This window comes from Paenarthrobacter ureafaciens (genome assembly GCF_004028095.1).
In the GTDB taxonomy this organism is placed as follows: domain Bacteria; phylum Actinomycetota; class Actinomycetes; order Actinomycetales; family Micrococcaceae; genus Arthrobacter; species Arthrobacter ureafaciens.
The window spans coordinates 302103-324801 of the sequence record NZ_SBHM01000007.1 but is presented as its reverse complement, the minus strand read 5'-3'; the positions used below and the strand labels follow the sequence as shown (position 1 = coordinate 324801).

Genomic DNA, 22699 nt, shown 5'->3' with positions numbered 1-22699 from the left:
TGCCGGGGAGACTTACTTGAGGCCGGCGCCGGGGAGGAGTTCCGTCGCGCCGAGGGAGTCCGCCACGAACGCGTAGTCCCACGCACGCTCACGCCACTGGACGTACCTGCCGGAGGCTCCGCCGTGCCCGCCATCCATCTCGATCTTCATCACGATCGGCTCTGAACCCGTGGACGTCGACCGCAGCGCCTGCACCCACTTGGCCGGCTCCACGTACAGCACACGGGTGTCGTTGAAAGAGGTCACAGCAGCGATCTTCGGGTAAGCCACGGACCGCACGTTTTCATACGGTGTGTAGGACTTCATGTACGCGTAGGCCTCGGGGTCGGTGATCGGGTTGCCCCATTCTTCCCATTCCAGCGCGGACAGCGGGAGGTCCGGATCCAGGATGGTGGTCAACGCATCCACGAACGGCACCTGGGCCACCACGGCCGCGTACTTCTCCGGCGCCATGTTCGCGACGGCGCCCATGAGAAGGCCGCCCGCCGAGCCACCCATTGCGGCAATGCGGTCAGGGGCAACCCAACCGGAGGAAGCCAACCAATCCGTGGCCGCGATGAAGTCCGTGAACGTGTTCTTCTTGGTGAGTTTCTTGCCGTCGTCGTACCAGTGCCGGCCCAGCTCTCCACCACCGCGGATGTGCGCAATCACCATGACGATCCCACGGTCCAGCAGGGACAACCGCGCCACGCCGAATCCGGGATCCATGCTCACTTCGTACGAGCCGTACCCGTACACCAGGCCGGCGCCCGTTCCGTCCTGCTTGACCGAAACGTGCCGCAGCACGGACAGCGGGACCCGGGTGCCGTCGTCGGCGGTCGCCCACTCACGGGTGGCGACGTAGTCGGCGGCGGAGTAGCCGCCCAGCACGGGGCTTTCCTTGCGCAGCAGGAGTTCACCGGCGGGAGCATCCGAAGTGGGCAGCACAAAGTCGTAAACCCGCGACGGCGTGAAGTAGGACGTGTAGCCGATCCGGATGACCGGAGCGTTGTAGTCGGAGCCGGAGACACCCGCGGTGTAGAGCTCCTCGTCGAATTCAGGCTCCACCGGGGTAGCCTGCTGCGGCGTCCCCAGCCCGGCGAGCGGCAGGACCTGCACGCGTTCAATGGTGTCCTTCCGGATGGACAGCACCAGGTGCGTGGCGGTCACGCCGGCGCCGTTGACGCGCACGTCGTCTGAATGTTCGACGACGGTACGCCAGTCCTGCCCGGACAGCGGCTTGGCCAGTTCTTCAGGAACCACCAGGCTCACCATGGAGTTGATGGCGTCCTTGTTGTGGGTGAGCAGGATGGTCTCGCGACCGTCCAGGAGGAAGGGCTCGGCCTCGTAGAGAAGGCGCTCGTCACGGGAGATGACGGTGGTCAGCCCGGCGTCGTAGTCGTCGAAGCGGAGCAGACGGGTTTCGCTGTACTCCGAGCAACCGATGCTGAGCACAAGGTGGCGCCTGTCAGAGGCGAGGTCGAAGCCCAACCACATGGCGACGTCGTCCTCCTGGTACACCACCTCATCCTCGGTGACGGGCGTCCCCAGGACGTGGGCCTTCACCTGGTAGGGGCGCCAGGATTCGTCCACCACCGTGTAGAAGAGGCGGGTTCCGTCGGGGGAGAAGGCCACGCCGTAGAAGACGTTCTCGATCACGTCCGGGAGGAGTTCGCCGGTGCGGAGGTCCTTGATGCGCAGCGTGAAGCGTTCGTCGCCGGCGTTGTCCACGGCGTAGGCGTAGAGGTTGCCGTCGATGGTGACGGCGGCACCGCCAACGCTGAAGAAGGGCTTGCCCTCGGCCTCGACGTTGCCGTCCAGGAGGATCTCCTCGCCGGCAAGGGAAACACCGGGTTCAACCGACGGCGGAGTCCAGTCCGCCACGCGGTCTCCCGTGTCCTGGGCGCGGACGCGGCACTGGATGGTGTATTCCTTGCCCTCCACGGAACGGCTGTAGTACCACCACCCGTCCTTGCGGCTGGGCACGGACAGGTCAGTTTCCTGGGTGCGGCCCTTGATCTCCTGGAAGATCGCTTCGCGCAACGGCTCCTGGTGTGCGGTCACAGCTTCCTGGTAGGCGTTCTCAGCCTTGAGGTGTTCAACCACCTCCGGGGATTCCTTGTCCCGGAGCCACTCGTAGTTGTCCACGAAGACGTCGCCGTGGTGTTCGCGACGGGTGGGGACACGCTTGGCAACAGGGGGTTGGGGTGAGGAAGCCGGGGCAGGAGCAGGCGCGGAAGAAGTGTGGCTCATGTGGCCACTCTATCGCCCAAGTAACTGGCAGTAGGGGTTGTTCCCAGCGCTCAGAACAACCCCTGCTGCCAGTCAGTTGGGGAAGGAACTACGGCTCGCTACCGTCACCCGGTTCCGGCCGGATGCCTTGGCTGCGTACAGGGCGAGGTCGGCATCCTTGAGGAGCTGCTCTGTGCCCGAACGGTGCCCCTCGGCATAGGAAGCCACTCCGGCGCTGATGGTGAGGACGCCGTCAGGATCACCCGTGTGCTCGATCTGCAGCGCGTGCACCGCCGAACGGATGCGCTCCATGACACCCTCCGCGCCGTCCGCGTCCTGCCCGTGCAGGAGCAGCAGGAACTCCTCGCCGCCAAACCTGTAAACGCCGTCGGTCTCCCGCACCGCCCCGGCAAGCGTCGAGGCGATGGCCACCAGCGCCGCATCACCGCCAGGGTGCCCGTACAGATCGTTGTAACTCTTGAAGTTGTCCACATCCACCATCGCCAAGCAGAAATCGTGGGGCTCGGTCCGGTCCTGCAGCTCCGCGAGATCCTCGGTGAGCTTGAGCCTGTTGTGCAGCTTGGTGAGGGGATCCGTGCGTGCCTGCTCGGTGAGCGCCGAACGGTAACGCGCGAGGTCCGCGTGCAGCGAGGTGATCCGTTGCGCGGCCAGCAGCCTGATCCGCAGGTTGAACGGGTCCAACGGCTTGGTGACGTAGTCGTCCGCCCCTGCCTCCATGCCGGCCAGCACATCATCCCGGGAACCGTGCGAGGTCACAAGGATCAGGTAGGTGTAGGAGTCATCCTCCGACTCCCGGATGGCCCGGCACAGGTCCAGGCCGTTCAAACCCGGCATCATCAGGTCCGTCACTACAGCCCCGGGCTGGTGCACCTGATACAGCTCCCAGGCTTCGTCGCCGTCCACCGCCACCACGCAATCGTGCCCGGCCTGCTCCACGGCGGCTTTGGTGATCATCCGGGAAATCAGGTCATCGTCCGCGATCAGGACTTTCATGGGGCTCCCAACAACGTGCGCCCGAGTTCGTCTTCCGCCCGGGCCAATTCTGCTTTCAATTCCTCAAACACGGGACGGCCCATCGGCTCCAACGGGGCCGAGCCGGACCCGCCCAGCTGTTCCAACCGCTTGGACAACGCCGACGCCCCCACAGCACCAATGCTGCCCGCGGCACCGGCCAGCTTGTGCGCCGCCGACCGGAGCAAGCCTGCGTCGTTGCGGGACAGAGCCTGGTCCAGGACGCCGAGCGCCCGGTCCGCCTCCTCCCGGAAAGCCGCGACGGCGTCGGGCAGCAGCCCGGGGCCGAGCTCGCGAAGCAATTGCACACGGTCCGGGTCAATGGCCGGAGCGGCGCTCGCCGGGGGTGTAGCGCCCGCCTGAGATGTAGCGCTCGCTTGGGATGTGGCGCTCGACGGCGTTGCTGCCGCCGGCTGCTGCGGGTCGCCGGCCAAGGCCTGCGGCACCCACTTGGCCAGGGTCTGCCCGAGCGTGTCCACGTCCACGGGCTTGCTGATGTAATCGTCCATGCCGGCGGCGAAACAGCGCTCGCGGTCCTCATCCAGGGCCCCGGCGGTCATGGCGATGATGGGGACGCGTCGCCCGGCGGCGTCGCGGGCCCGGATGGTGCGGGTTGCTTCGAATCCATCCATGACCGGCATGTGGCAGTCCATGAGGATGGCTGCGTAGTCCTGGGTGAGGGTGGCAGCAACGGCTTGTTCGCCGTCGTCGACGATGTCCACCTCGTAACCCAAACGGTTCGCCATGCCGCGGGCCACCAGCTGGTTGACCTCGTTGTCTTCGGCCACCAGGAGCCTGCCAAGGCTCCCGGCCGCCGGCCTGGGAGAAGCGGCCTTCGCGGGTGCCGGGCCTGGAGTCTTCCCGGCAATGAGCCGGAGCAGCCGGTTGTAGAACTCGGAGCTCCGGACCGGCTTGGTGAGGTATTCGCGGATGCCTGCGGAGGTGAGTTCGGCTTTCTCCACGCCCATGGTGGAGGTCAGCAGGATGATGCCCGGAGCGTGTGTGCCGTTGCCTTCCGACGTGAGTTGGCGGGCGAGCTGCAGGCCGTTGGTGTCCGGCATGCACATGTCCACCACTGCGAGGTCGTAGGGTGAATGGGCATTGGCCGCCGCGCGGTATTGTTCCAAAGCGGTCCTGGCGTCCGGCACAGCCACCGGGACCATGCCCCAACTGGCCAGCTGATTCTCCAGGACCAGGCGGTTGGTGGAGTTGTCGTCCACTACCAGGACCCGGCGGCCTGCCAACGACGCCGGAACCGCCGCGGTGTCCGCGGGGACCGGGCCGATCGGCAGCTCCAGCTCGAACCAGAACCGGCTGCCGGCGCCCTCCTCGCTGGCCAGGCCGATTTCACCGCCCATGACTTCCGTGAGCCGCCGGGAAATGGCCAGCCCCAGGCCGGTTCCGCCGTAGCGGCGCGTGGTGGACGCATCCGCCTGGGCGAAGGATTCGAAAAGCCGTTGGTGGTCCGCTTCGCTGATGCCGATTCCGGTGTCCCGGACTTGGAAGCGCAGGGAAGCTTCACCGTCGTGCTCCTCCAAGAGGGACACCTGGATCTCCACCTCACCGGAGGGGGTGAACTTCACGGCGTTGGAGGCAAGGTTCAGCAGGATCTGGCGGATGCGTCCGGAGTCGCCCATGAGCCGTGGCGGGACGTCCGGATGGCAGTAGGAGATGAGTTCCAGGTCCTTGCTCTGCGCCGCTTCGGCAACGAGTCCGGCCACCTCTTCCACCAGTGCCCGCGGATCGAACGCGGTGACGTCCAGGTCCACTTTGCCGGCTTCCAGCTTGGAGAAATCAAGGATGTCGTTGATGAGGGTGAGGAGGACCTCTCCGGCACCTTTCACGCCCTGTGCGTATTGGCGTTGGGCTTCGTTCAACTCGGTGTCCATCAGGAGGGACGTCAGCCCGATGACGGCGTTGAGCGGCGTGCGGATCTCGTGGCTCATGGTGGCGAGGAACTCGGACTTCAAGCGGCTGGCTTCCAACGCCGTCTCACGTGCACACAAGAGCTCGGCTTCGGCGGCCCTGCGTTCGGTGATGTCCCGGGAGATGGTGGCGGCGCCCCTGATCCCCGTGGCACTGCGGACAGGGGACATCGTGATGGAGACGGGAACAAGCGTCCCGTCCGAACGCCGCCGGGTGGATTCGTAGTTCTGCACTGTGCCTTGCGCCGCCGTGATGGCGAGGGCCTCGGCTTCCTCCTGGCGGAGTTCGGCGGGGATGAAGAAATCGCTCTTCCTGCCGATGGTTTCCGACGCCGGATAGCCGTAGATGCGCTCGGCGCCCGGGTTCCAGCTGGTGATGGTGCCGTCAGGGTCCTTGCCGATAATCGCGTCGCCGGAGGAGTTGACGATCGCCCCCAGCCCTTCCAGTTCGGCGGTGCGTTCGGCAACTTTGCTTTCGAGCTCACTGGTGAGCGTGACGTTCTCGACGACGATCAGCACCTGGCGCACGATGACGAAACTAATAGTCACCAAGCCAGTGATGACCAGGATCGGCTCAAAGCCGATGGCCCTGCTCCTGGAGAAGAACACGGCACTGAAAACCGGCAGGTAGGGGAGCAGTTCCAGCATCGCCGCGTAGGCACGGCCGTCCTTACGCACCTTGTCCGACGCCGGAACAAGGGGGCTGAGGGCAATCAACAGCAGGGCGGTCACCCAGCCGAAAACCAAGGGCGAGCCCGTGACGCCGGTGACGCCTTCAAGGGTGAAGCGCACATAGATCAGGTCCGTGCCGGCGAGGATCCAGAAGCCCACCCCGAGGCAAAGCCACGGCAGCCGCCTTCCGCGCACCGCCCGCATGGTCAGGACGATGACCACGGTCACCATGAACACGTCCGCTATGGGGTAAGCCATCTGGGTGGCCTGGGCGAAGGGGTCCTGGTTCGGAATTCCTGCCAAAGGTCCCAGGACGGCACTCCACGCTATGAAGAACGTGGAGCTTGCCACCACGCCGGCATCCAGGATGGTCCGTTTGAGGGAGAGCCGCCGGCCCTTCCCCCTCAACAGCAGGGTCAGCCCAATGGCTGCGGGCAGGGCATACCCGATGAAGCCGATGTCGGCGATGGAGGGGAAAGGGTAATCGTGGTTAAGCGTGACGCCGTTGACGGTCCAGATGAGCTGGCCGGCAGTCCACAAAGCCAGCCCGGCAACAACGAACCACCGGCCCGTGGCGTGGCCCCGGCGTCGCACGGCCGCCAGGGTGTGGGCAGTCAGGGCAGTAAGTGCGGCAGTCAGTATTGCCAGGTCGCCCAGCAATTGCGCCGTGGGAGAACCGATGCCGCTGGCGAGACCGGCCGACAGGAGCACAAAGCATAAAGCTGCGGCCGTCGAGAAGAGCCGGATTGTTCGTGCGGTGACTCTGCGCGACGGCAGAACTCCTTGCTTCACTCCCGCCACTGAACCCCTGCCTTCGACCGTGGCCCCACCCAAAAGCGAACAATGCGCGTACAGTCCGTTGCGCTGTGGTGATCATACGTGGGTGGGCCAGCTTCTTGTGGGAATATGCGTCAAGATGTTCCCGCCTACTTGGGTGTTGGCGTTCCCTGCAGCAACTTGGCTAGCTCAGCGTTGGACAGCTTGGCCCACGCTGTCTCGGAGGACCCCTGCAATGCCGCCTCCGGGCTTTGAGTTTGCACCCACCATTTGGCCTCGAACACGTATGGGCCAAACATCACGCGATCGCCCTTCTTGTACACGGTTTCGGCCGACCATACAGGGTAGGTGCCGGCAGGAGCTGTGACCTCTGGTTGCGGGCGATCCCCCGGGAGGACGGGGCCGATCAGCTGCCAGGGAGCTGCCGTGCCGGCAGCTACGGGGTTGTTGGGGACATCGTTCTTGGTCCACCACTTCGCTTCATACACATTGCCGTGCCACACTGTGCGGTCCGACTTTACGTAGGCGTTGGTAGGTGACCAGATGGGGTACGGGCTGGTGGCGGGATCGTCGACGACGGGCGCTGCGGTTGTAGTGGTTGTCGGCTCCGGAGCGGGTGACGTTGCGGTGCTGACGGAATCCCGTTCCGCGCCAAGGATGCTCGAGAACAAGCCACCTGACTGCGCCACGCCGCTGCAGGCATCTGAGACCACCGTCAGCGTGGGGTAGTTCGGTCCGCATTCGACATCCCTGTTCAGGGACCACATGGACATACGCCCTACGCCTTTGCTTTCCGCGAAGTCGTGCAGGCCCTCCGCGTCGGCGACGGTGAAGACGTCGGCCACAATGTCATTTTGGCCGATCATGGGGGTAAGGCCGATCTTGCGCCACAGGGTTTGCGCACCAAGGTCTTGGTTGACCGACGAATAGATTTCTCCCAGTTGGGAGTGGGTTGCCTCTGCTGCGGCAATTGACGCCTGCAGCATGGTTTGCCCTGCGACGCGGCTGGCACCGTAGTCCATGGTCATGACGTTGACGCCCGCAAGGTCGACGCCGGCTGACAGCATCTGCTTGACGGCGGATGTCCCCTCGGCCGTCAGTCCCGTAGGAGCCACAGGGAGCGTCAACCATACGGAGAGGTCCTGGGCGTTTTCCCGGCGTTCCTTCTGGAGTTCGCTGATCACTTTGGCCTGCCGCGTGAGTGCATCGACGTCGGATAGTGCGGCTCCTTCGATATCCAGGTCGATGGACGTCAACTCGTATCGGTCCACTACTTGTGCATAAGCGGCCTTTAGCCGGGCGGCGTCCCTGCATGCCGTCGCCAGTTCCTTGTTCGACAAACCGCCGAACGAGACGGCTACGCTGCCTCCGGCCTGGCGCAACCTTGCAATACGGCGATCCAGGTCCAGGTCTTCCCCTGCCGCATCAAGGCTGTAGAACGTACCCCACGACGGCGTGCAGCCATCCTTCGGGTCGGCGACGATGAACGAGAGGACCACTGATTTGGTGCTCGCCGTCGATGCCTGCTCGAAGGCATACCTCGGGGTCGCCGTGACGTCGACATACCCCGCGAAAGTGGATGGTGAAGCAGCGGCGGCCCGGGCATCGGAATAGTTGTGCCACGTGGTGATGCCGGCAGCTACCAGCCCTCCAATGACGAGCGATAAAACGGAGAGCCGAAGGATGGACAGTTTCCGTCCAGGGAAGTATTTCGACATGGATCACCCAACGTTGACACTGAAGTTTGATGCGAAGCAGGGGCAAATGAATACCGTGAGGTTCCTAATAAGACCTCGATTGTCAAGCCTTAAAGACAGGAATCGACACGGCGCAAACCTCCATTAGTATAAGGGGTAAATCGATGTGACTTGACAAACGGACGATCACGTCTTTCCGGATAGCTGGCCTTGGCCTTGCATGCAATCTGATGGGGAACTATGACGGACCAACTGGTGGATTCACCTGACCTTGTGCCTAATTCGGGCACGGCTATCGATGAGCCATCGGAGGCTAAGGGGCGCAAACGCCAATGGGGATCGGAGCGCCGTTCCGAGCCGCTCCCGATTGTTCACCCAAAGCCTTCCGCCCGGAAGATCGTGCTGGGCCGGCTTGCCATTTTGGTCACTGTGGGCGCGTGGATGTATTACGTCGTTTCCACCATCATCCGCGAGTTCATTAATAACCCGAATCCTGGTTTCCGTTTCACCATCGAGTCCGTTTCCTATGTGGTGGTAGTAACTTTCCTGACGTTCTCGGCCCTGATGTACCTGATGGCCAGGCAGGGCGCCCTCTACCGCTTCAGGGAACACCGCAGGGTCCCGCGGGGTGAACTGGACAATCACTTTGCCGATTACCAGCACGGCATCACGGTGCTCGTACCTTCTTACGCCGAAGAGCCGGGGGTAGTGAGGGCCACGTTGTGGTCGGCAGCCCTGCAGGAATTCCCTGACTTGCGTGTGGTTCTGCTGCTGGACGATCCGCCCAACCCCACTGACCCGGAAAAGGCCCGGCGTCTTGATGAGACAAGGGCGTTGGCCGGCCAGATTGAGAGGGCGCTATCTGCACCAGCTGCCCGGGCCAACAGTGCCTTGGCGGCTTACCGCGCCCGCAGGAACGGGCCGGTCGATCCGGCTGCCGGCAGTGCGTCTCCTGCAACCAAGAAGACAGGGAAGCAAAAGGGCGCACAACAAAAGCTCCGGGACCTCGATGAGCTGGACTTGCTCATTGCCGAATACGAGGCTGCAGCCGAATGGTTGGAAGCCATGGCGGAGGCAGAGTCAGTCCACGACCATGTGGACGAGTTCTTTGTGGACCTTGTGATCATGGGCCTGGCGCGCGAATTGCGCTTGGTGCTCCTGGCCCTGACATCGGCAAAGGCCCAGGGAGCCCTGCCCGCACCTGAGCGAATGGAGCAGCTGTACCTCAGGCTCACATGGATATTCAATGGCCGCTTGGAGTCGTTCGAGCGCAAGCGTTATGCGAGCCTTTCCCATGAAGCCAACAAGGCCATGAACCTGAATGCCTACATTTCCCTCATGGGTCAGCGTTGGCGGAAGGAAGAAGCGGGCGGAGCCACATTGCTGCGTCCTGCTACTACGCCGCTCGAAGATGACCTTGTGGTACCGGACAGCACCTATTTGCTGACCCTTGACGCCGATTCCCTGCTGCTCCGGGATTATTGCCTCCGATTGGTGTATTTTCTCGAATCGGCAGGAAATGAACGTGTAGCTGTAACCCAAACTCCTTATTCGTCGTTCCGTGGAGCTCCAACGCGAATTGAGCGAATTGCGGGCGCCACAACAGATATCCAACACATCCTCCACCAAGGAATGTCCTATTACGGGGCAACTTTTTGGGTGGGAGTCAACGCCATTATCCGCAAACGCGCGTTGGAAGACATCGTGGAAGTGGAGACGGTTGGCGGCTTCGAGGTGCGTACCTACATCCAGGACCGCACTGTCATTGAAGATACGGAGTCGAGCATCGACTTGGGCGCCCACGGGTGGACCTTGGTCAATTATCCGGAGCGCTTGAGCTACAGCGCTACACCGCCGGATTTTGGTTCCCTGGTAGTGCAGCGGCGGCGCTGGGCCAATGGAGGCTTGCTGATCCTGCCCAAGCTGTGGAACCAACTGTCGCAGCGGCGACTCCAACGCGAGAGGATCCTCATTCGGGAAGTCCTCTTGAGGGTGAACTACATGGCCTCTATCTGCTGGGCCAGTTTTGGGCTCCTGTTCCTGCTGGCCTATCCCTATGACAGTCGCTTGCTCAGCCCTGCTGTGTTTGTTGCCGCCCTTCCGTACTTCCTCTGCATGGGATCCGATCTTCGCGACTGCGGGCACCGGTTCAGTGACATCTTCAGGATTTACGGTTTCAACCTCATCCTCTTGCCGGTGAACCTGGCCGGCGTGCTCAAGTCGTTGCAGCAGGGGCTCACGGGGGACAAGATTCCGTTCGTCCGCACGCCTAAGGTCAAGAACCGCACCGCTGCCCCGGCCATCTACGTCCTGATCCCATACCTCATTGTTGCCTTTTCCCTGTTGACCATCTGGCGGGACTGGCAGCAGGGAAACTGGGGCAATGTTGCGTTCGCTACGCTGAATGCGGTGCTGGCCATGACGTGTATCCAGGCCTACATAGGGCTCTGGAACTCGGTGGTGGATATCTCCTTGGGTGCACTCAACTGGCTCTACGTCAGTCCGAAGTCGAAAGCAGGCAAGGAGCCGGTGGTGGTACCCAAGTCGGCGGAGGAAGTGGATTGGGAGTCGATCCTGTACCACGGTGACCGCAGGCTCAACCGAGACCTCCGCGGCGGAACTGATCGTCGCCGCATCTCACTGCGATAGCCTTCCAGCAGCCCGGGCCCGGCACGTGCCGGTCCCGGGCTTTTTCGCGCCCACTGACGAAAATCTGCTGGATCATTTGGTCCGGCACGGACTGGTTCCTTGGATTCCCGGGGCTTCGCCTCAGCTAAGCCGCGGATGATCCGGCAAATTAAGGGCGAGCCCCACCAAGGCGGCCAAAAGCTTGACTGAAAACCTCCCCTCCGCATATTCTGAACGAACGGTCGGTAATTTATTAGGAGCAACCATGGCAACGCAGAATCTGCAGTCTGTGCCCGTTGAGCTGTCCCCGGAGGAGCAGGAACGGGAGGCGGCTGGTCAGGCGTACTTTGACCGCATTATCTCGGAGGACTCGCGCATTGAACCGCGGGACTGGATGCCGGCGGCTTACCGCAAGACTTTGCTGCGCCAGATCTCGCAGCACGCACACTCGGAAATCATCGGCATGCAGCCGGAAGCCAACTGGATCACCAGGGCACCGAGCCTGAAGCGCAAGTCCATCCTCATGGCCAAGGTCCAGGACGAAGCCGGCCACGGCCTTTACCTGTACTCGGCTGCCGAGACCCTGGGCCAGTCCCGGGACAAGATGACGGAAGACCTCATTGCGGGCAAGGCCCGGTACTCGTCCATCTTCAACTACCCCACGCTTTCCTGGGCGGACATGGGTGCCATCGGCTGGCTGGTTGACGGCGCAGCCATCTGCAACCAGGTTCCCCTCTGCCGTGCATCTTATGGTCCTTACGGCCGCGCAATGGTGCGCATCTGCAAGGAAGAGTCCTTCCACCAGCGCCAGGGCTTCGAGATCCTGCTGGAACTCTCCAACGGAACGCCGGCGCAGAAGCAGATGGCACAGGACGCAGTGAACCGCTGGTACGCGCCGTCGCTGATGATGTTCGGCCCGCCGGATGACGATTCACCCAACTCCAAGCAGTCCATGGCGTGGAACATCAAGCGGTTCAGCAATGACGAGCTGCGCAGCCGGTTCGTCGGCATGATGGTGGAGCAGGTCAAGGTCCTCGGCCTGACCCTCCCGGACAAGGACATCCGTTTCAACGAAGAAACCAAGAAGTGGGAGCACGGACCCCTGGACTGGAATGAGTTCAAGGAAGTCCTGGCCGGCCGCGGTCCCTGCAACTCGCAGCGCATTGAGCGCCGCCGTGAGGCACACGAAAACGGTGCCTGGGTTCGGGAAGCTGCCGCAGCCTACGCCCGCAAGCAAGCACAGAAAGCGAACGCAGCATAATGGCTCCCCACGGAAACCCGGAAGCTCCGGCCAGCGCCGCCGGCGAAATCAACAGCGAGGCACCCAAGGTCGCCGCTGCAAACAGCACGACGGCGGCACCCGCCCCGCGCGCGAACGTCACGTCCAGCGAGGCCAAGGAAGAAACCCCCTGGTCCCTCTGGGAGGTCTTCGTCCGGTCCAGCCGCGGCCTGTCCCACGTGCATGCAGGTTCCTTGCACGCACCGGATGCCGCCATGGCCCTCCGCAACGCCCGCGATCTGTACACCCGCCGCAACGAGGGCGTGTCCATCTGGGTTGTCCCGGCCGAGGCAATTGCCGCCAGCGATCCCGATTCCAAGGGCTCGTTCTTCGAATCCCCGCAGGGCAAGGATTACCGCCATGCGACGTACTACACCAAGAGTGAAGGCGTGAAGCACCTGTGACTGACAAAGCAACTGACTTCGCCATCGAAGGCCACGGCGATATCTCCGTGGGCGTCTCCGGTGCGGGGGCGTCCGGTGACGGTTCGGCCAGCGCCACCCGTATCACCCCGGGCAACGCCCTGCGTCCCGAGGACATCGCCCTTGAGGTCCGCCGCGGGGAAGTAAAGCCCAGCGAAGATGTGGCCGAGTACGCACTGCGCCTGGGCGATGACGGACTGATCCTCGCCCAGCGCCTGGGCCACTGGATTTCCCGTGCTCCCGAGCTCGAGGAAGACATCGCCCTCGGCAACATTGCACTGGACCAATTGGGCCACGCACGGTCCTTCCTGACCTACGCCGGTGCCGCTTGGGACAAGTCGGAAGACGACCTCGCCTACTTCCGCCGCGAGCACGAATTCCGTTCGGCCCACCTCTTCGAGCAGCCCAACGGCGACTTCGCGGTGACCATCGCACGCCAGTTCATTGTGAGCTTCTACCAGTACCAGCTCTACACGGCGCTCACCGCGTCCACGGATGCCACCATCGCAGCCATTTCTGCGAAGGCCGTGAAGGAAGTCGACTACCACCGTGACCACAGCGCCCAGTGGGTGCTGCGCCTTGCCGGCGGTACGGATGAGTCGCGCGAGCGCATGATCAAGGGCCTGACCCTCGTATGGCCGTACGTTGATGAACTCTTCGAAGACGATGAGCTCACTACGCGCCTCGCCGAAGCAGGCGTTGCCGTCCAGCCGTCCAGCCTGCGGGCAGAGTTCGACCGCCTGACCGGCGAGATCCTGACCGAGGCCGAGCTGGAGATCCCTGCCGTTCCGCAGGCTCCGGGTGGCGGCCGTCGCGGTAAGCACTCCGAGCACATGGGGTACATCCTGGCCGAGATGCAGGTCCTGGCCCGCGAGCACCCCGGCGCGAGCTGGTGACCACCATGGCCACGGTAAGCTCCTTGACCGCCGCGGAACAGCATGCGTGGGACGTCGCGTCCACCGTCTGCGATCCGGAGATCCCGGTCCTCACCATTGAGGACTTGGGGATCCTGCGCGGCGTGCGCGTTGTCGAGTCCCCCGAAGCAGCTGCTTCGGGAGGCGGGCACGACGGCGGCCCGGCGGCTTCCGCCGTCGAGGTCACCATCACGCCTACGTACTCGGGCTGCCCGGCCATGGACGCCATTGGCGATGACCTGCGGAAGGCTTTCGAAAAGGAAGGCTACGCGAAGGTCGACATCAACCTGGTCCTGTCCCCGGCGTGGACCACTGACTGGATGACCGAGTCCGGCAAGGCGAAGCTTGAGGAATACGGCATTGCGCCGCCCTCGGGCCGGGCCGCCGCCGGTGGCCATTCCGGTCCTGTCCGTTTGAACCTGGCCGTGAAATGCCCGCAGTGTTCATCGCTGAACACCAAGGAACTCACCCGCTTCGGTTCCACGTCCTGCAAGGCACTGTTTGTCTGCCAGGACTGCAAGGAACCGTTCGACTACTTCAAAGTCCTGTAAGGAAGAGCATGACCACCGAAACCCAGACGGCCAGCCGCCGTCGTGCGTCTTTCCACAACCTGACCGTCTCGGAAGTCCGGCGCCTTACGGACGACGCAATCGAGGTCACGTTTGCGGTTCCCGCCGAGCTGGCAGGCCAGTACGACTACCTGCCCGGCCAGTACGTTGCCCTCCGCGCGTCGCTGCCGGGTGAGGACGGTGAGCTGCACGAGGTTCGCCGCAGCTACTCGATCTGCGCCGAACCGCGTACGTTTGGCGACGGCAGCAGCGAGATCCGTGTGGCCATCAAGAAGGACCTTGGCGGCATCTTCTCCACGTGGGCCAATGCCGAGCTGAAGGCCGGGGACACCTTGGACGTCATGAGCCCGCAGGGTGCGTTCATTTCGCGGCACGGCAAGGACGGCGCGTCCGTGCAGCACAACGTCATGAACTCCATGAACCACCCGGAGGAACTGGCGGGGGAGCCGGGCAATTTCGTGGCCATCGCAGCGGGTTCGGGCATCACCCCGGTTATCGCAATTGCCCGCACGCTGCTGGCCGCCAACCCGGACACCACCTTCGATCTCATCTACGCCAACAAGGCCGCCATGGACGTCATGTTCCTGGAAGAGCTGGCGGACCTGAAGGACAAGTACCCCACCCGCCTGGCGCTTCACCACGTCCTGTCCCGTGAGCAGCGCATTGCGCCGCTGATGACGGGCCGCATCGATTCGGAGAAGCTGCAGGCGCTGCTGTCCTCCGCGATCCATGCCGAGGATGTGGATGAATGGTTCCTGTGCGGGCCGTTCGAGCTGGTCCAGTTGTGCCGCGACACCTTGGCTGCGCGCGGCGTGGAGCCGGAGCACGTGCGCTTCGAGCTGTTCACCACGGGCCGCCCGGACCGTCCTGAAGGCAACGCCGGCCGCCCGGTTGTGGAGGACGAGTCGCAGGAGACCTACAAGATCACCTTCAAGCTGGACGGCCTCACCGGCGACGTCGCCAGCCCCACCCACGCCCGGGAATCCATCCTCAACGCAGCCTTGCGCGTCCGCCCGGACGTTCCGTTCGCTTGCGCCGGCGGCGTGTGCGGCACCTGCCGCGCCAAGGTGGTTACGGGTACCGTGACCATGGATGAGAACTACGCCCTTGAGCAGGACGAGTTGGACAAGGGCTACGTCCTCACCTGCCAGGCCCACCCCACCAGCGAAGAAGTTACCGTCGACTTCGACGTGTAAGGAGTCCCCATGATCGAGCTCTCCATTGCCAACGGCATCGCCGAAATCGTCCTCAATGCCCCGCAGAAGCTGAACTCGCTGGACGAGGCCGCGCTGGCCGAGTTGGGCAAAGCGTACGACGACGCTGCTGCCGCCGCCGAACGCGGTGAAGTCCGGGCGCTGCTGCTTCGCGGCGAGGGGCGGGCCTTCTGCGCCGGGCGCGACATCGCCGGCGTGACCCCGGAGACCGACGACGCTCAGGCCTACCTGGGCGGGCTGGTGGAGCCGCTGCTGAAGAAGATGGCCGCGTTCCCGGCACCCACGTTCGCAGCTGCGCACGGTGCGTGCCTGGGCGTCGGACTCGGGCTGCTGCTGGCCACGGACGTGGTGTACGTGGCGGAGAATGCCAAGTTCGGCTCTCCGTTCGCCAAGCTCGGCGCAACGTTGGATTCCGGCGGGCACTGGTACTTCGCCGAGCGTTTGGGCATGCACCGCACCTTGGACCTGATCTACACTGCGGACCTCATTTCCGGGACCGAGGCCGTGGCACAGGGCATGTTCAGCAGGGCCATGCCGGATGACGCTCTGCTGCCTACTACCCGGTCCATCGTGGAGCGCGTGGCTTCCGGTGCGACCCAGGCGTTCGTCGCATCCAAGGAGTTGGTGGCCCACATCCGCGATCAGCGCCTTGGCCTGTGGGAGTCCATGGCCGAGGAGAACACGGAGCAGGCACGCCTCTGCAAGACCGATGACTACGCCGAGGGATTCCGGGCGTTCCAGGAGAAGCGGGCGCCTGTTTTCAAGGGGTAGTTCTTCTGTACGGATTGATTCCTCGCAGGGTTCTCCAAGGTCCGTCCGCCTACGATGGTCAGCATGGAATCCGTCCGTGAGGCCCGCTCTGTTGCCGTGGTGATCAATGCGGCTTCACGTCGTGGGGCCGCAGCCGCGACGTCCGCCGTCGATTTCCTCAAGCAGGCCGGCGTGCCGGTTTCCGCGGTCCATCCGGTGACCTCGGGCGCGGAGGTGACGGGTGTGCTCGATCGGGTGGCAGCGGAAGAGCATGACCTGGTGGTTGTGGGCGGCGGCGACGGCACGGTGAGCTACGCTGCCGGGTTGCTTGCCGGGACTGACACCGTGCTCGGCGTGCTTCCGCTGGGGACGGCCAATGATCTTGCCCGGACACTCGAGATTCCCAACGGCCTCGCGGAAGCCTGTGCCGTTATCGCCAACGGGAAAGTGGTGGACATCGACCTCGGCCGGGCCAACGGGCAGCCGTTTCTTAACGTCGCTTCCGTTGGTCTTTCCGTCGGTGTCACCCAGGCACTCAGCCCCGGGCTCAAGCGACGCATCGGTCCGTTGGCCTATGGCGTCGCCACCGTTCAGGCCTATGCCCGTCACCGGCCGTTCCGTGCCCGGCTGGAGTTCCCGGACGGCGACCACCCAACACTGGAGCTGGAGGACCTGCTCCAGGTCGCCGTGGGAAACGGCAGGCATTATGGCGGCGGCAATACAGTTTCCCCGATGGCCGGGATCGACGACCACACCCTGGACATCTACGCCATTCTTGCGGCGCCGCTGAGGGAACACGTGAAGATTGCGCGACTCCTCAAAGATGGAAGCTTTGTGGACCATGATCGTGTGTACCACTTGGAGACCAGAAACGTCCGGCTGGTCACCCACCCGTCCATGCCGGTAAACCTCGACGGCGAGATCGCCACGGAAACGCCGACGGACTTCACGGTCCAGCGCAACGCGGTCCATGTGGTGGTGCCGCAGGCGAGTACGGGGGCTACTTTTGAGGGGCCGTCAGGAAAAGCATGTCCAGCGTAATCCGGAGGTGGCTTCGCGCGGCCTTTGTTGCGTACTTGGTGCTGCTGGCCATTGTGGTATTCCTCCCGTCGAAGGAAGCCAGCACCGTTACCGGGTTCGTCGGTGTCATCGCTGGACGGCTTGCTGCACTGGGCCTTCCCTTCAAAGAAGCAGCCATTGGGGTGGAGTTCGTATCCAACATCGTCATGTTCGTCCCGTTCGGTTTGCTGGCCACTTTCCTTTGGCCGGGCCGTTGGAACTGGTGGCGGATGCTGCTTCTCGGCGCGGCCACGTCCACGTTCATCGAGATCACGCAGCTGATCATCCCGGGGCGTGTCACGGCCCTTTCAGATGTCATTGCCAACTCGGCGGGCGCGCTTATAGGTGCCGTTGTCGCCAGGCAGGTCTACCGGGGTTCCGAACAATAGGGGTGCTCGCAGGGGATCAGTACAAACGCCAAACCCCGGCGTCCGCTAAGCGGGCCGGGGTTTGCGGGGTAGTTGTTGCTGAGATTGACAGGGGGCTAGTTGCCTTTTTCCAGAGCGTGAGCGGTGACGTACGCGCCCAGTTGGTCCTTGGAAAGTGCCTCCGCAATGTCAGAGATGGCTTGGTTGTCGGCCACCACTATTGATTGGCCATCCGGGGAGCTGCCAGTCCCAAGGGTCGGGAGGGTAAACATGACGGTGTCGTTGGCTCGGAGGTCCTTCATCCCAACGGCCAGACTTCCAATAGCCCCAGCGTCAAAGCCCTTGTCCACGCTGACGAACGGGGACATGGCCGAGACCATGTTGTTGACGGTCACGGGGTTCGTGAGGGTGTCCCTCGCGATGATCTTGCTAATCATGGACTTGAGGTAAGCCTGCTGGTTACGGACGCGCTGGTAGTCGCCGTCGCTGAAGGACTTGCGTTCACGAACGAAGGCCAAGGCTTCGTCGCCGTTAAGTGTCAACTTTCCGGCATCGTAGAAATGCCCCTTCATGGGTCCTGAAGCCGGAGCGAATGGGATCTTGTTGTTTACTTCCACGCCGCCGAGGGCGTCGGTGAGGCCCTTGAAGCCTTCAAAGTCGACCATGGCGACGTGGTCAATGCGCTGCTTAAACAGCGATTCTACGGTCTGGACAACAAGAGGAACGCCTCCGTAGGTGAGGGCGGAGTTGATCTTGGACTGGCCCCTGCCGGGGATGTCCACCCAAAGGTCACGCATCAGGGAGACGGCGTAGACGTTTTTGCGGTCGGCAGGGATATGTACCAACATCAGCGTGTCCGACCGCTGGTCGGTGGATGCGTCGGTTTCCAAGTCAACCTGATCGGTTCCGCGGCTGTCGCTGCCCATGACCAGGATGTTCATGGCCGCCGTACCGTTGACCGGCTCAGCCTTTTGGGGTCGCGTTGACTCCTCGGGGAATGCCGCGTCAATCTTGGTGGTCCCGTTGTTGAAAGTCTGTGCAAGGTTGAAAAGGTACAGGCCACACACAAGTCCAATGACCACTACGGCGGCTGCGAAGCCCAGCAGGACGTTACGGGCGGTCTTGTTACCACCCTTTTGGCGTCGGGGGCGCGAGTCCGCCGGGGGGTTTTCGGTATTAGTAGGGAGCGTCATTTGTTCCTTGATGTTGGCAACAGCAGAGATGATTCTAGCAATTTTGTGGTATCGGGTTATCCGACGGCTGCTTTCGCAGGCGTTGGATGCACTGTTTCCGTTGAAGATCCCCGCTCGTTGGAGACCGAAATCTGGTAGGCGGTGTCCGTGGGTGGGGCAGTTTCTCCAAGGTCGATCGTCACCGATTGGAGTAGCGGATTGAGACCTTGGTCTCTACCAAAGGATGCCTTGACCACTGCCGGTTGGCCGGTGGTGCGATGCTTGTCGCCCTTTTTGTCGATGAATTCCAGGGCATAGGAAATCCCTTCCAGATTGAATCCGGTTACCTTTACCGCGCCGCCATTGGCCACATCACTTGAGATATCCGTAATGAGGGGAATGCCCAATCCCTTCTGGAGATCTTCCTTCAGCGGCGGATTCGTACCCGAGCAGGTGAAGTAGGGGTCCCACATGAAGGAGATGATTTTCCCGGCCGCTCCCATCTGCTGGAGTTGGCGATCGACCCTGTCTATCGTTGTTTGCCCGCGCAAGCTCTGCTCGCAAGGGTTTGCCTCCGTGGCCGGCGCCATGCCTTCCAAGTTGGCCCACAGTTCTGCTTGGGTGCCCTTGACACCTTCTGCAGCCGCCTCGAAGTATTCGCTGTTCGGTGCGGCGTACTTGCTTCCCCACGTTCCCCGGCCAACAATGCTGGCCGCAAAACTGTCCACCTTGCCCCCGGCTTCAGTAGCTCTGTAGGCCGCGCCCTTGCCGGTTCCCATTCCGTCTTGGATGGCTATGGACAGTTGCAGCCCGCTTGCAGTCCCGGCGAGTTTCCGAGCACCCCTGCGGGCGTCCGCTGGCGTGATGGCCGCGGAACTCCTCCGCGATTCAATGTAGGGGCTCACAATCGCGGACCGGTCAGGAAGCACGCGATGAATGGCTTTGTTCTGCATTGCGTAGAGCGACACCACGGGATCGAAGAAGGAGTTGTCCGTGACAGGCATCTCAAAGTGGTGATAAAAGCCCGCGAGGCCTGCCACGTCATTAAGATCGGCCTGGTAGCGAAGGAATCGTTCGGTAAACAGCTGGAGTGTGTTCTGGTAGCTGAGGTCGGGCAGGTACTCAAAATCTGTCCGTTTGGCGGGCGCCGGCAATCCGGCGTAGAACCGCATGTTCAACTTGGTTGCGGCTGAGGCCACTGAAATGGTGGGATCTGCCGCCGTTGAGGGACTGCCGCCTGCCACAACCAGGTCATAGACGCCGTCTTTGGCTGTGCAACCGCCATTGTTGGAAGGGAAAACCATCACAGTGTAGGTCCTGCCAGGTACCTCAACGAGTCGGTCATTCGGGCACTGGAGCGCAGGTTTGCCCCATTGGCCTCCATCCGAGAAGGTGAAGTACCGGCCGATTTTGAGCTTGGAGCCAATAACTTCCCCGCAGTTCTCGCCATTGATCTTGCAGTCCGTGGGGAGCGTCGCCAGTGTGGCGGGGGATAGCACCGAGCCGAACGTGATGACGGTGTCGCCGCCGACCGACTTGATCTCTTCCAGTTTCTTCTGGTTCCTGGCATCAGAAGGGGCTGAGTAGATGAAGTATCCGCTGATGGGGTAGTGCGGTAGTTGAACTGCTTGTGGGGCCTCGGCCTGCTCCGCGGGTGGGCCTTCAGGAGGGGTATGCCCACTCAATCCGTTGACGACCAGGAACACCGCGAGAATGGAAGCCAAGGAACCAGCGGCCAACCACCACCTGAAAGGACGCCTGTTCCTGCTGTAATCGCTGGTAGGGGGCATGCGTCCTTCGGTCTCCAGATCTTCGGCAAGTTGGTCGCAAAATCAGCGGAAACAAGATACAAATCGCGCTTCTTCCAGGCGGCAATAGCGCGGGCTTATAGCGGGCTGGAGGGATCCCCGCTGAGTCGGGATCTAATCCATACGATAAACTAACCCGGAGTGCCTTCCTGAATCGGACGATTCCCCGACCGCCTGTCTCAGCGGTCGGAGAAATAGGGCGCCGTAAAACGAGCTAGGTCAGGACTATAGGGGGAACGTTGAGCACCGGAATCAGGCGTGTTCGAGCCGCAGGGCTGGCCTTGCTGCTCGGTACCTTGGGTTTCTTGGGAACTCAGCCAGCATTGGCTACGGAAACCAACCCCGTTCCTGCACCGTCGGACTCCCAGAGTCCGCTTCCCGAACCGACCTTCCCCGAGGTGGTTCTTCCGCCTCTCACAGATCCCGTTCCCGTAGAGCCTCAGCCGGAGCCCAGCACAGACCCGGTACCCCCAGTCCCAAATGTTCCGGCTCCAGCAGAGCCCGTTCCAGCCCCCGTGGTGCCTCCTGCCGGTGAGCCCGCTCAGCCACCGCCCGTCGCACCGGCCACACCAGAGGTCCCCCCGGCTCCACCTGTATCAGAGCCTGGATCCTCTGAGCCGGAGAACTACATCGTCGAGCCCCTTGTCCCCACCGAGGAAACCAGTTCGGCTCCCGCTGTGACCACGCCGGCTCCGACGCAGTCGCCCACGAAGGCAGCGACGGCGCCTCTGGTGGCAAGCGCGGAGGTGGCGGGCCCCCTGAAAGCTGCCTTGGCTCCTGTCGCAGAGAACAATCCTTTCGTTCAGGCTTTGACTGTCGCTGTGCTGCTGCTCTTGGGCGCAGCCTACTTCCGTGCACTTCGTTCCAAAGGGATGCCCCGACCTCGTCTCAACGGCAAGTAGCTCATGAGTAGTTCCCGAACAGGGGACGGCAGTCTTAGCAACGATGTGCCGAATCCTCCGCGCCTTATGGTGCTCACACACTCTTACTGGCCGGAGCACAGCCCTCCGCAACGTAGGTGGTCGTCACTGACCCGTGAGTTCATCGGGGCTGGCTGGGACGTCGAAGTGGTGACGCCGGTGGCTCACTACCCGAACGGCCGCCGCGATCTTCCCCGCCGCCATGCAGGCTATGCCTTCGGCCGGCAATCAGGCCCGCACGGCGAACGGATACGGCGCGTCCCGTATCTGAGGCACTTGGGCAGGTCTCCTGTTGCTCGTCTTATTGACCAGCTATTTTCAGCGATCCTGTCTGTCCCGGTCGGCTTGGGAGGAAAGAAGCCGGACGCCATTCTTGCGACGGCACCCAGCCTTCCAACCTTGGCAACGGGATATGTTCTTTCCCGGTTCCGCAGGGTGCCCCTCATCGTCGAAATGCGGGATGCCTGGCCGGACCTCGCCCGGGATGCTCGCCTGGTGCAAGGCAGCGTGAAGAGCCTTGTAGAACGGGTCGTCGAATTTGTGCAGCATCGAGCGGACATGGTTGTCACCGTCACTGAGGGGTTTGCCCAAACGCTGCGTGACAGGGGCCTTCGGAACGTTGTTACGGTAAGCAACGGCTTGGACCTGCATACGGTTCCGTTTTTGGATCCTCCTGCTTTGGAGCGGGACGTCTTCCACGCCCTGTATTTGGGCAACCACGGCAAGAGCCAGCGTCTGGATATCCTTATCCGCGCCAGTGCCCTGCTAGGCGAGGGCTTCCACCTCACCCTGGTGGGTAGCGGAACCAACCGGCAACAGCTTGTGAAGCTTGCCCGGGAACTCGACGCTCCTGTCTCTTTCTTCCCCTCACTTCATGGACCCGCGGTGCTTGAGAAGTACAGTGAGGCCGATACCTGCATCGTGTCATTGCGCGACGACTGGAAATCCTTTGAGACCACCGTCCCGTCCAAGACTTACGAGGTATTGGCCGTGGGACGTCACGTGACGGCGATCGTGAAGGGTGAGGCCAAACGGATTATTGAAGACGCCCGGGGCGGAGACGTCGTGGGCGCAAGCCCTGAGGCAGTTGCCCAGCTCTGGCGCGATCTGTCCCAGGACCGTGCCCGGTTGGCCGCGGGGCGAAGTGGCCGTGAGTGGGTTAGGAACAACGCAGATTACGCGGAGCTGGCCCGCCAGTACATGGGAAACATTGCCAGTCTGCTTGGCCGTGACACCTGCATCCCAAGCCGGGAGAAGATTTCATGAGCATCTTGAGGAATGT

General features: G+C 62.8%; 16 protein-coding genes. 10 read left to right on the top strand and 6 right to left on the bottom strand.

Annotation, left to right across the window (positions count from 1 at the left end; translation table 11 throughout):
* Positions 1 to 12: 12 nt before the first annotated feature.
* The 4 genes from AUR_RS05695 to AUR_RS05680 all read right to left on the bottom strand — a co-directional run bounded on the left by AUR_RS05695 (position 13) and on the right by AUR_RS05680 (position 8335).
* Positions 13 to 2232: a S9 family peptidase gene (locus AUR_RS05695; RefSeq protein WP_062097754.1), complete on the bottom strand. Its 2220-nt coding sequence runs from the start codon at positions 2230 to 2232 to the stop codon at positions 13 to 15.
* 72 nt (positions 2233 to 2304) lie between these two features.
* Positions 2305 to 3225 (bottom strand): GGDEF domain-containing protein, encoded by a 921-nt coding sequence (locus AUR_RS05690; protein ID WP_062097752.1) that lies wholly within the window; start codon positions 3223 to 3225, stop codon positions 2305 to 2307.
* Positions 3222 to 6632: a hybrid sensor histidine kinase/response regulator gene (locus AUR_RS05685; RefSeq protein ID WP_241650871.1), complete on the bottom strand. Its 3411-nt coding sequence runs from the start codon at positions 6630 to 6632 to the stop codon at positions 3222 to 3224. The genes AUR_RS05690 and AUR_RS05685 overlap by 4 nt, the downstream gene beginning before the upstream one ends.
* Before the next feature lie 134 nt (positions 6633 to 6766).
* On the bottom strand, positions 6767 to 8335 hold the full coding sequence (locus AUR_RS05680; RefSeq protein WP_069695869.1) for a chitinase: 1569 nt from the start codon (positions 8333 to 8335) through the stop codon (positions 6767 to 6769).
* Positions 8336 to 8554: 219 nt separating this feature from the next.
* Here AUR_RS05680 and AUR_RS05675 point away from each other — a divergent pair, with 219 nt between their 5' ends.
* From AUR_RS05675 to AUR_RS05635, 9 genes are all read left to right on the top strand, one after another.
* Positions 8555 to 10963 carry a glycosyltransferase family 2 protein gene (locus AUR_RS05675; RefSeq protein ID WP_128397077.1) on the top strand — a complete coding sequence of 803 codons (2409 nt, stop codon included), beginning with the start codon at positions 8555 to 8557 and terminating at the stop codon, positions 10961 to 10963.
* Positions 10964 to 11207: 244 nt separating this feature from the next.
* A complete protein-coding gene (gene paaA, locus AUR_RS05670; RefSeq protein WP_062097748.1) occupies positions 11208 to 12203 on the top strand; it encodes a 1,2-phenylacetyl-CoA epoxidase subunit PaaA in 996 nt (331 codons plus the stop codon).
* Entirely contained in the window at positions 12203 to 12625 is a 423-nt protein-coding gene (gene paaB / locus AUR_RS05665; RefSeq protein WP_062097746.1) for a 1,2-phenylacetyl-CoA epoxidase subunit PaaB, read from the top strand. Before paaA ends, paaB begins: the two co-directional genes overlap by 1 nt.
* Positions 12622 to 13539: a 1,2-phenylacetyl-CoA epoxidase subunit PaaC gene (gene paaC / locus AUR_RS05660; protein ID WP_062097744.1), complete on the top strand. Its 918-nt coding sequence runs from the start codon at positions 12622 to 12624 to the stop codon at positions 13537 to 13539. Before paaB ends, paaC begins: the two co-directional genes overlap by 4 nt.
* 5 nt (positions 13540 to 13544) lie before the next feature.
* Complete coding sequence (gene paaD, locus AUR_RS05655) at positions 13545 to 14108, top strand: 1,2-phenylacetyl-CoA epoxidase subunit PaaD (RefSeq protein WP_206616225.1); 564 nt, start codon at positions 13545 to 13547, stop codon at positions 14106 to 14108.
* 8 nt (positions 14109 to 14116) lie between these two features.
* Positions 14117 to 15322 (top strand): 1,2-phenylacetyl-CoA epoxidase subunit PaaE, encoded by a 1206-nt coding sequence (gene paaE, locus AUR_RS05650; protein ID WP_062097739.1) that lies wholly within the window; start codon positions 14117 to 14119, stop codon positions 15320 to 15322.
* A gap of 9 nt (positions 15323 to 15331) precedes the next feature.
* Positions 15332 to 16111, top strand: coding sequence for an enoyl-CoA hydratase/isomerase family protein (locus AUR_RS05645; protein ID WP_062097737.1), 780 nt, complete (start codon positions 15332 to 15334; stop codon positions 16109 to 16111).
* Between the two features lie 63 nt (positions 16112 to 16174).
* Complete coding sequence (locus tag AUR_RS05640) at positions 16175 to 17131, top strand: lipid kinase (RefSeq protein WP_062099306.1); 957 nt, start codon at positions 16175 to 16177, stop codon at positions 17129 to 17131.
* Positions 17119 to 17538, top strand: a complete 420-nt coding sequence (locus AUR_RS05635; RefSeq protein ID WP_062097735.1) for a VanZ family protein — start codon at positions 17119 to 17121, stop codon at positions 17536 to 17538. Before AUR_RS05640 ends, AUR_RS05635 begins: the two co-directional genes overlap by 13 nt.
* Before the next feature lie 95 nt (positions 17539 to 17633).
* Here the strand turns inward: AUR_RS05635 and AUR_RS05630 are convergent, their stop codons facing one another.
* Together AUR_RS05630 and AUR_RS05625 are read right to left on the bottom strand one after the other, a co-directional pair.
* Positions 17634 to 18710: an LCP family protein gene (locus AUR_RS05630; protein ID WP_062097733.1), complete on the bottom strand. Its 1077-nt coding sequence runs from the start codon at positions 18708 to 18710 to the stop codon at positions 17634 to 17636.
* A 56-nt stretch (positions 18711 to 18766) separates the two neighbouring features.
* Positions 18767 to 20479, bottom strand: coding sequence for a hypothetical protein (locus AUR_RS05625; protein WP_128397076.1), 1713 nt, complete (start codon positions 20477 to 20479; stop codon positions 18767 to 18769).
* A gap of 986 nt (positions 20480 to 21465) precedes the next feature.
* Here AUR_RS05625 and AUR_RS05620 point away from each other — a divergent pair.
* The gene (locus tag AUR_RS05620) at positions 21466 to 22683 is read left to right on the top strand and encodes a glycosyltransferase family 4 protein (protein ID WP_241650870.1); all 1218 of its coding nucleotides are present in this window, start codon (positions 21466 to 21468) and stop codon (positions 22681 to 22683) included.
* Positions 22684 to 22699 lie beyond the last annotated feature (16 nt).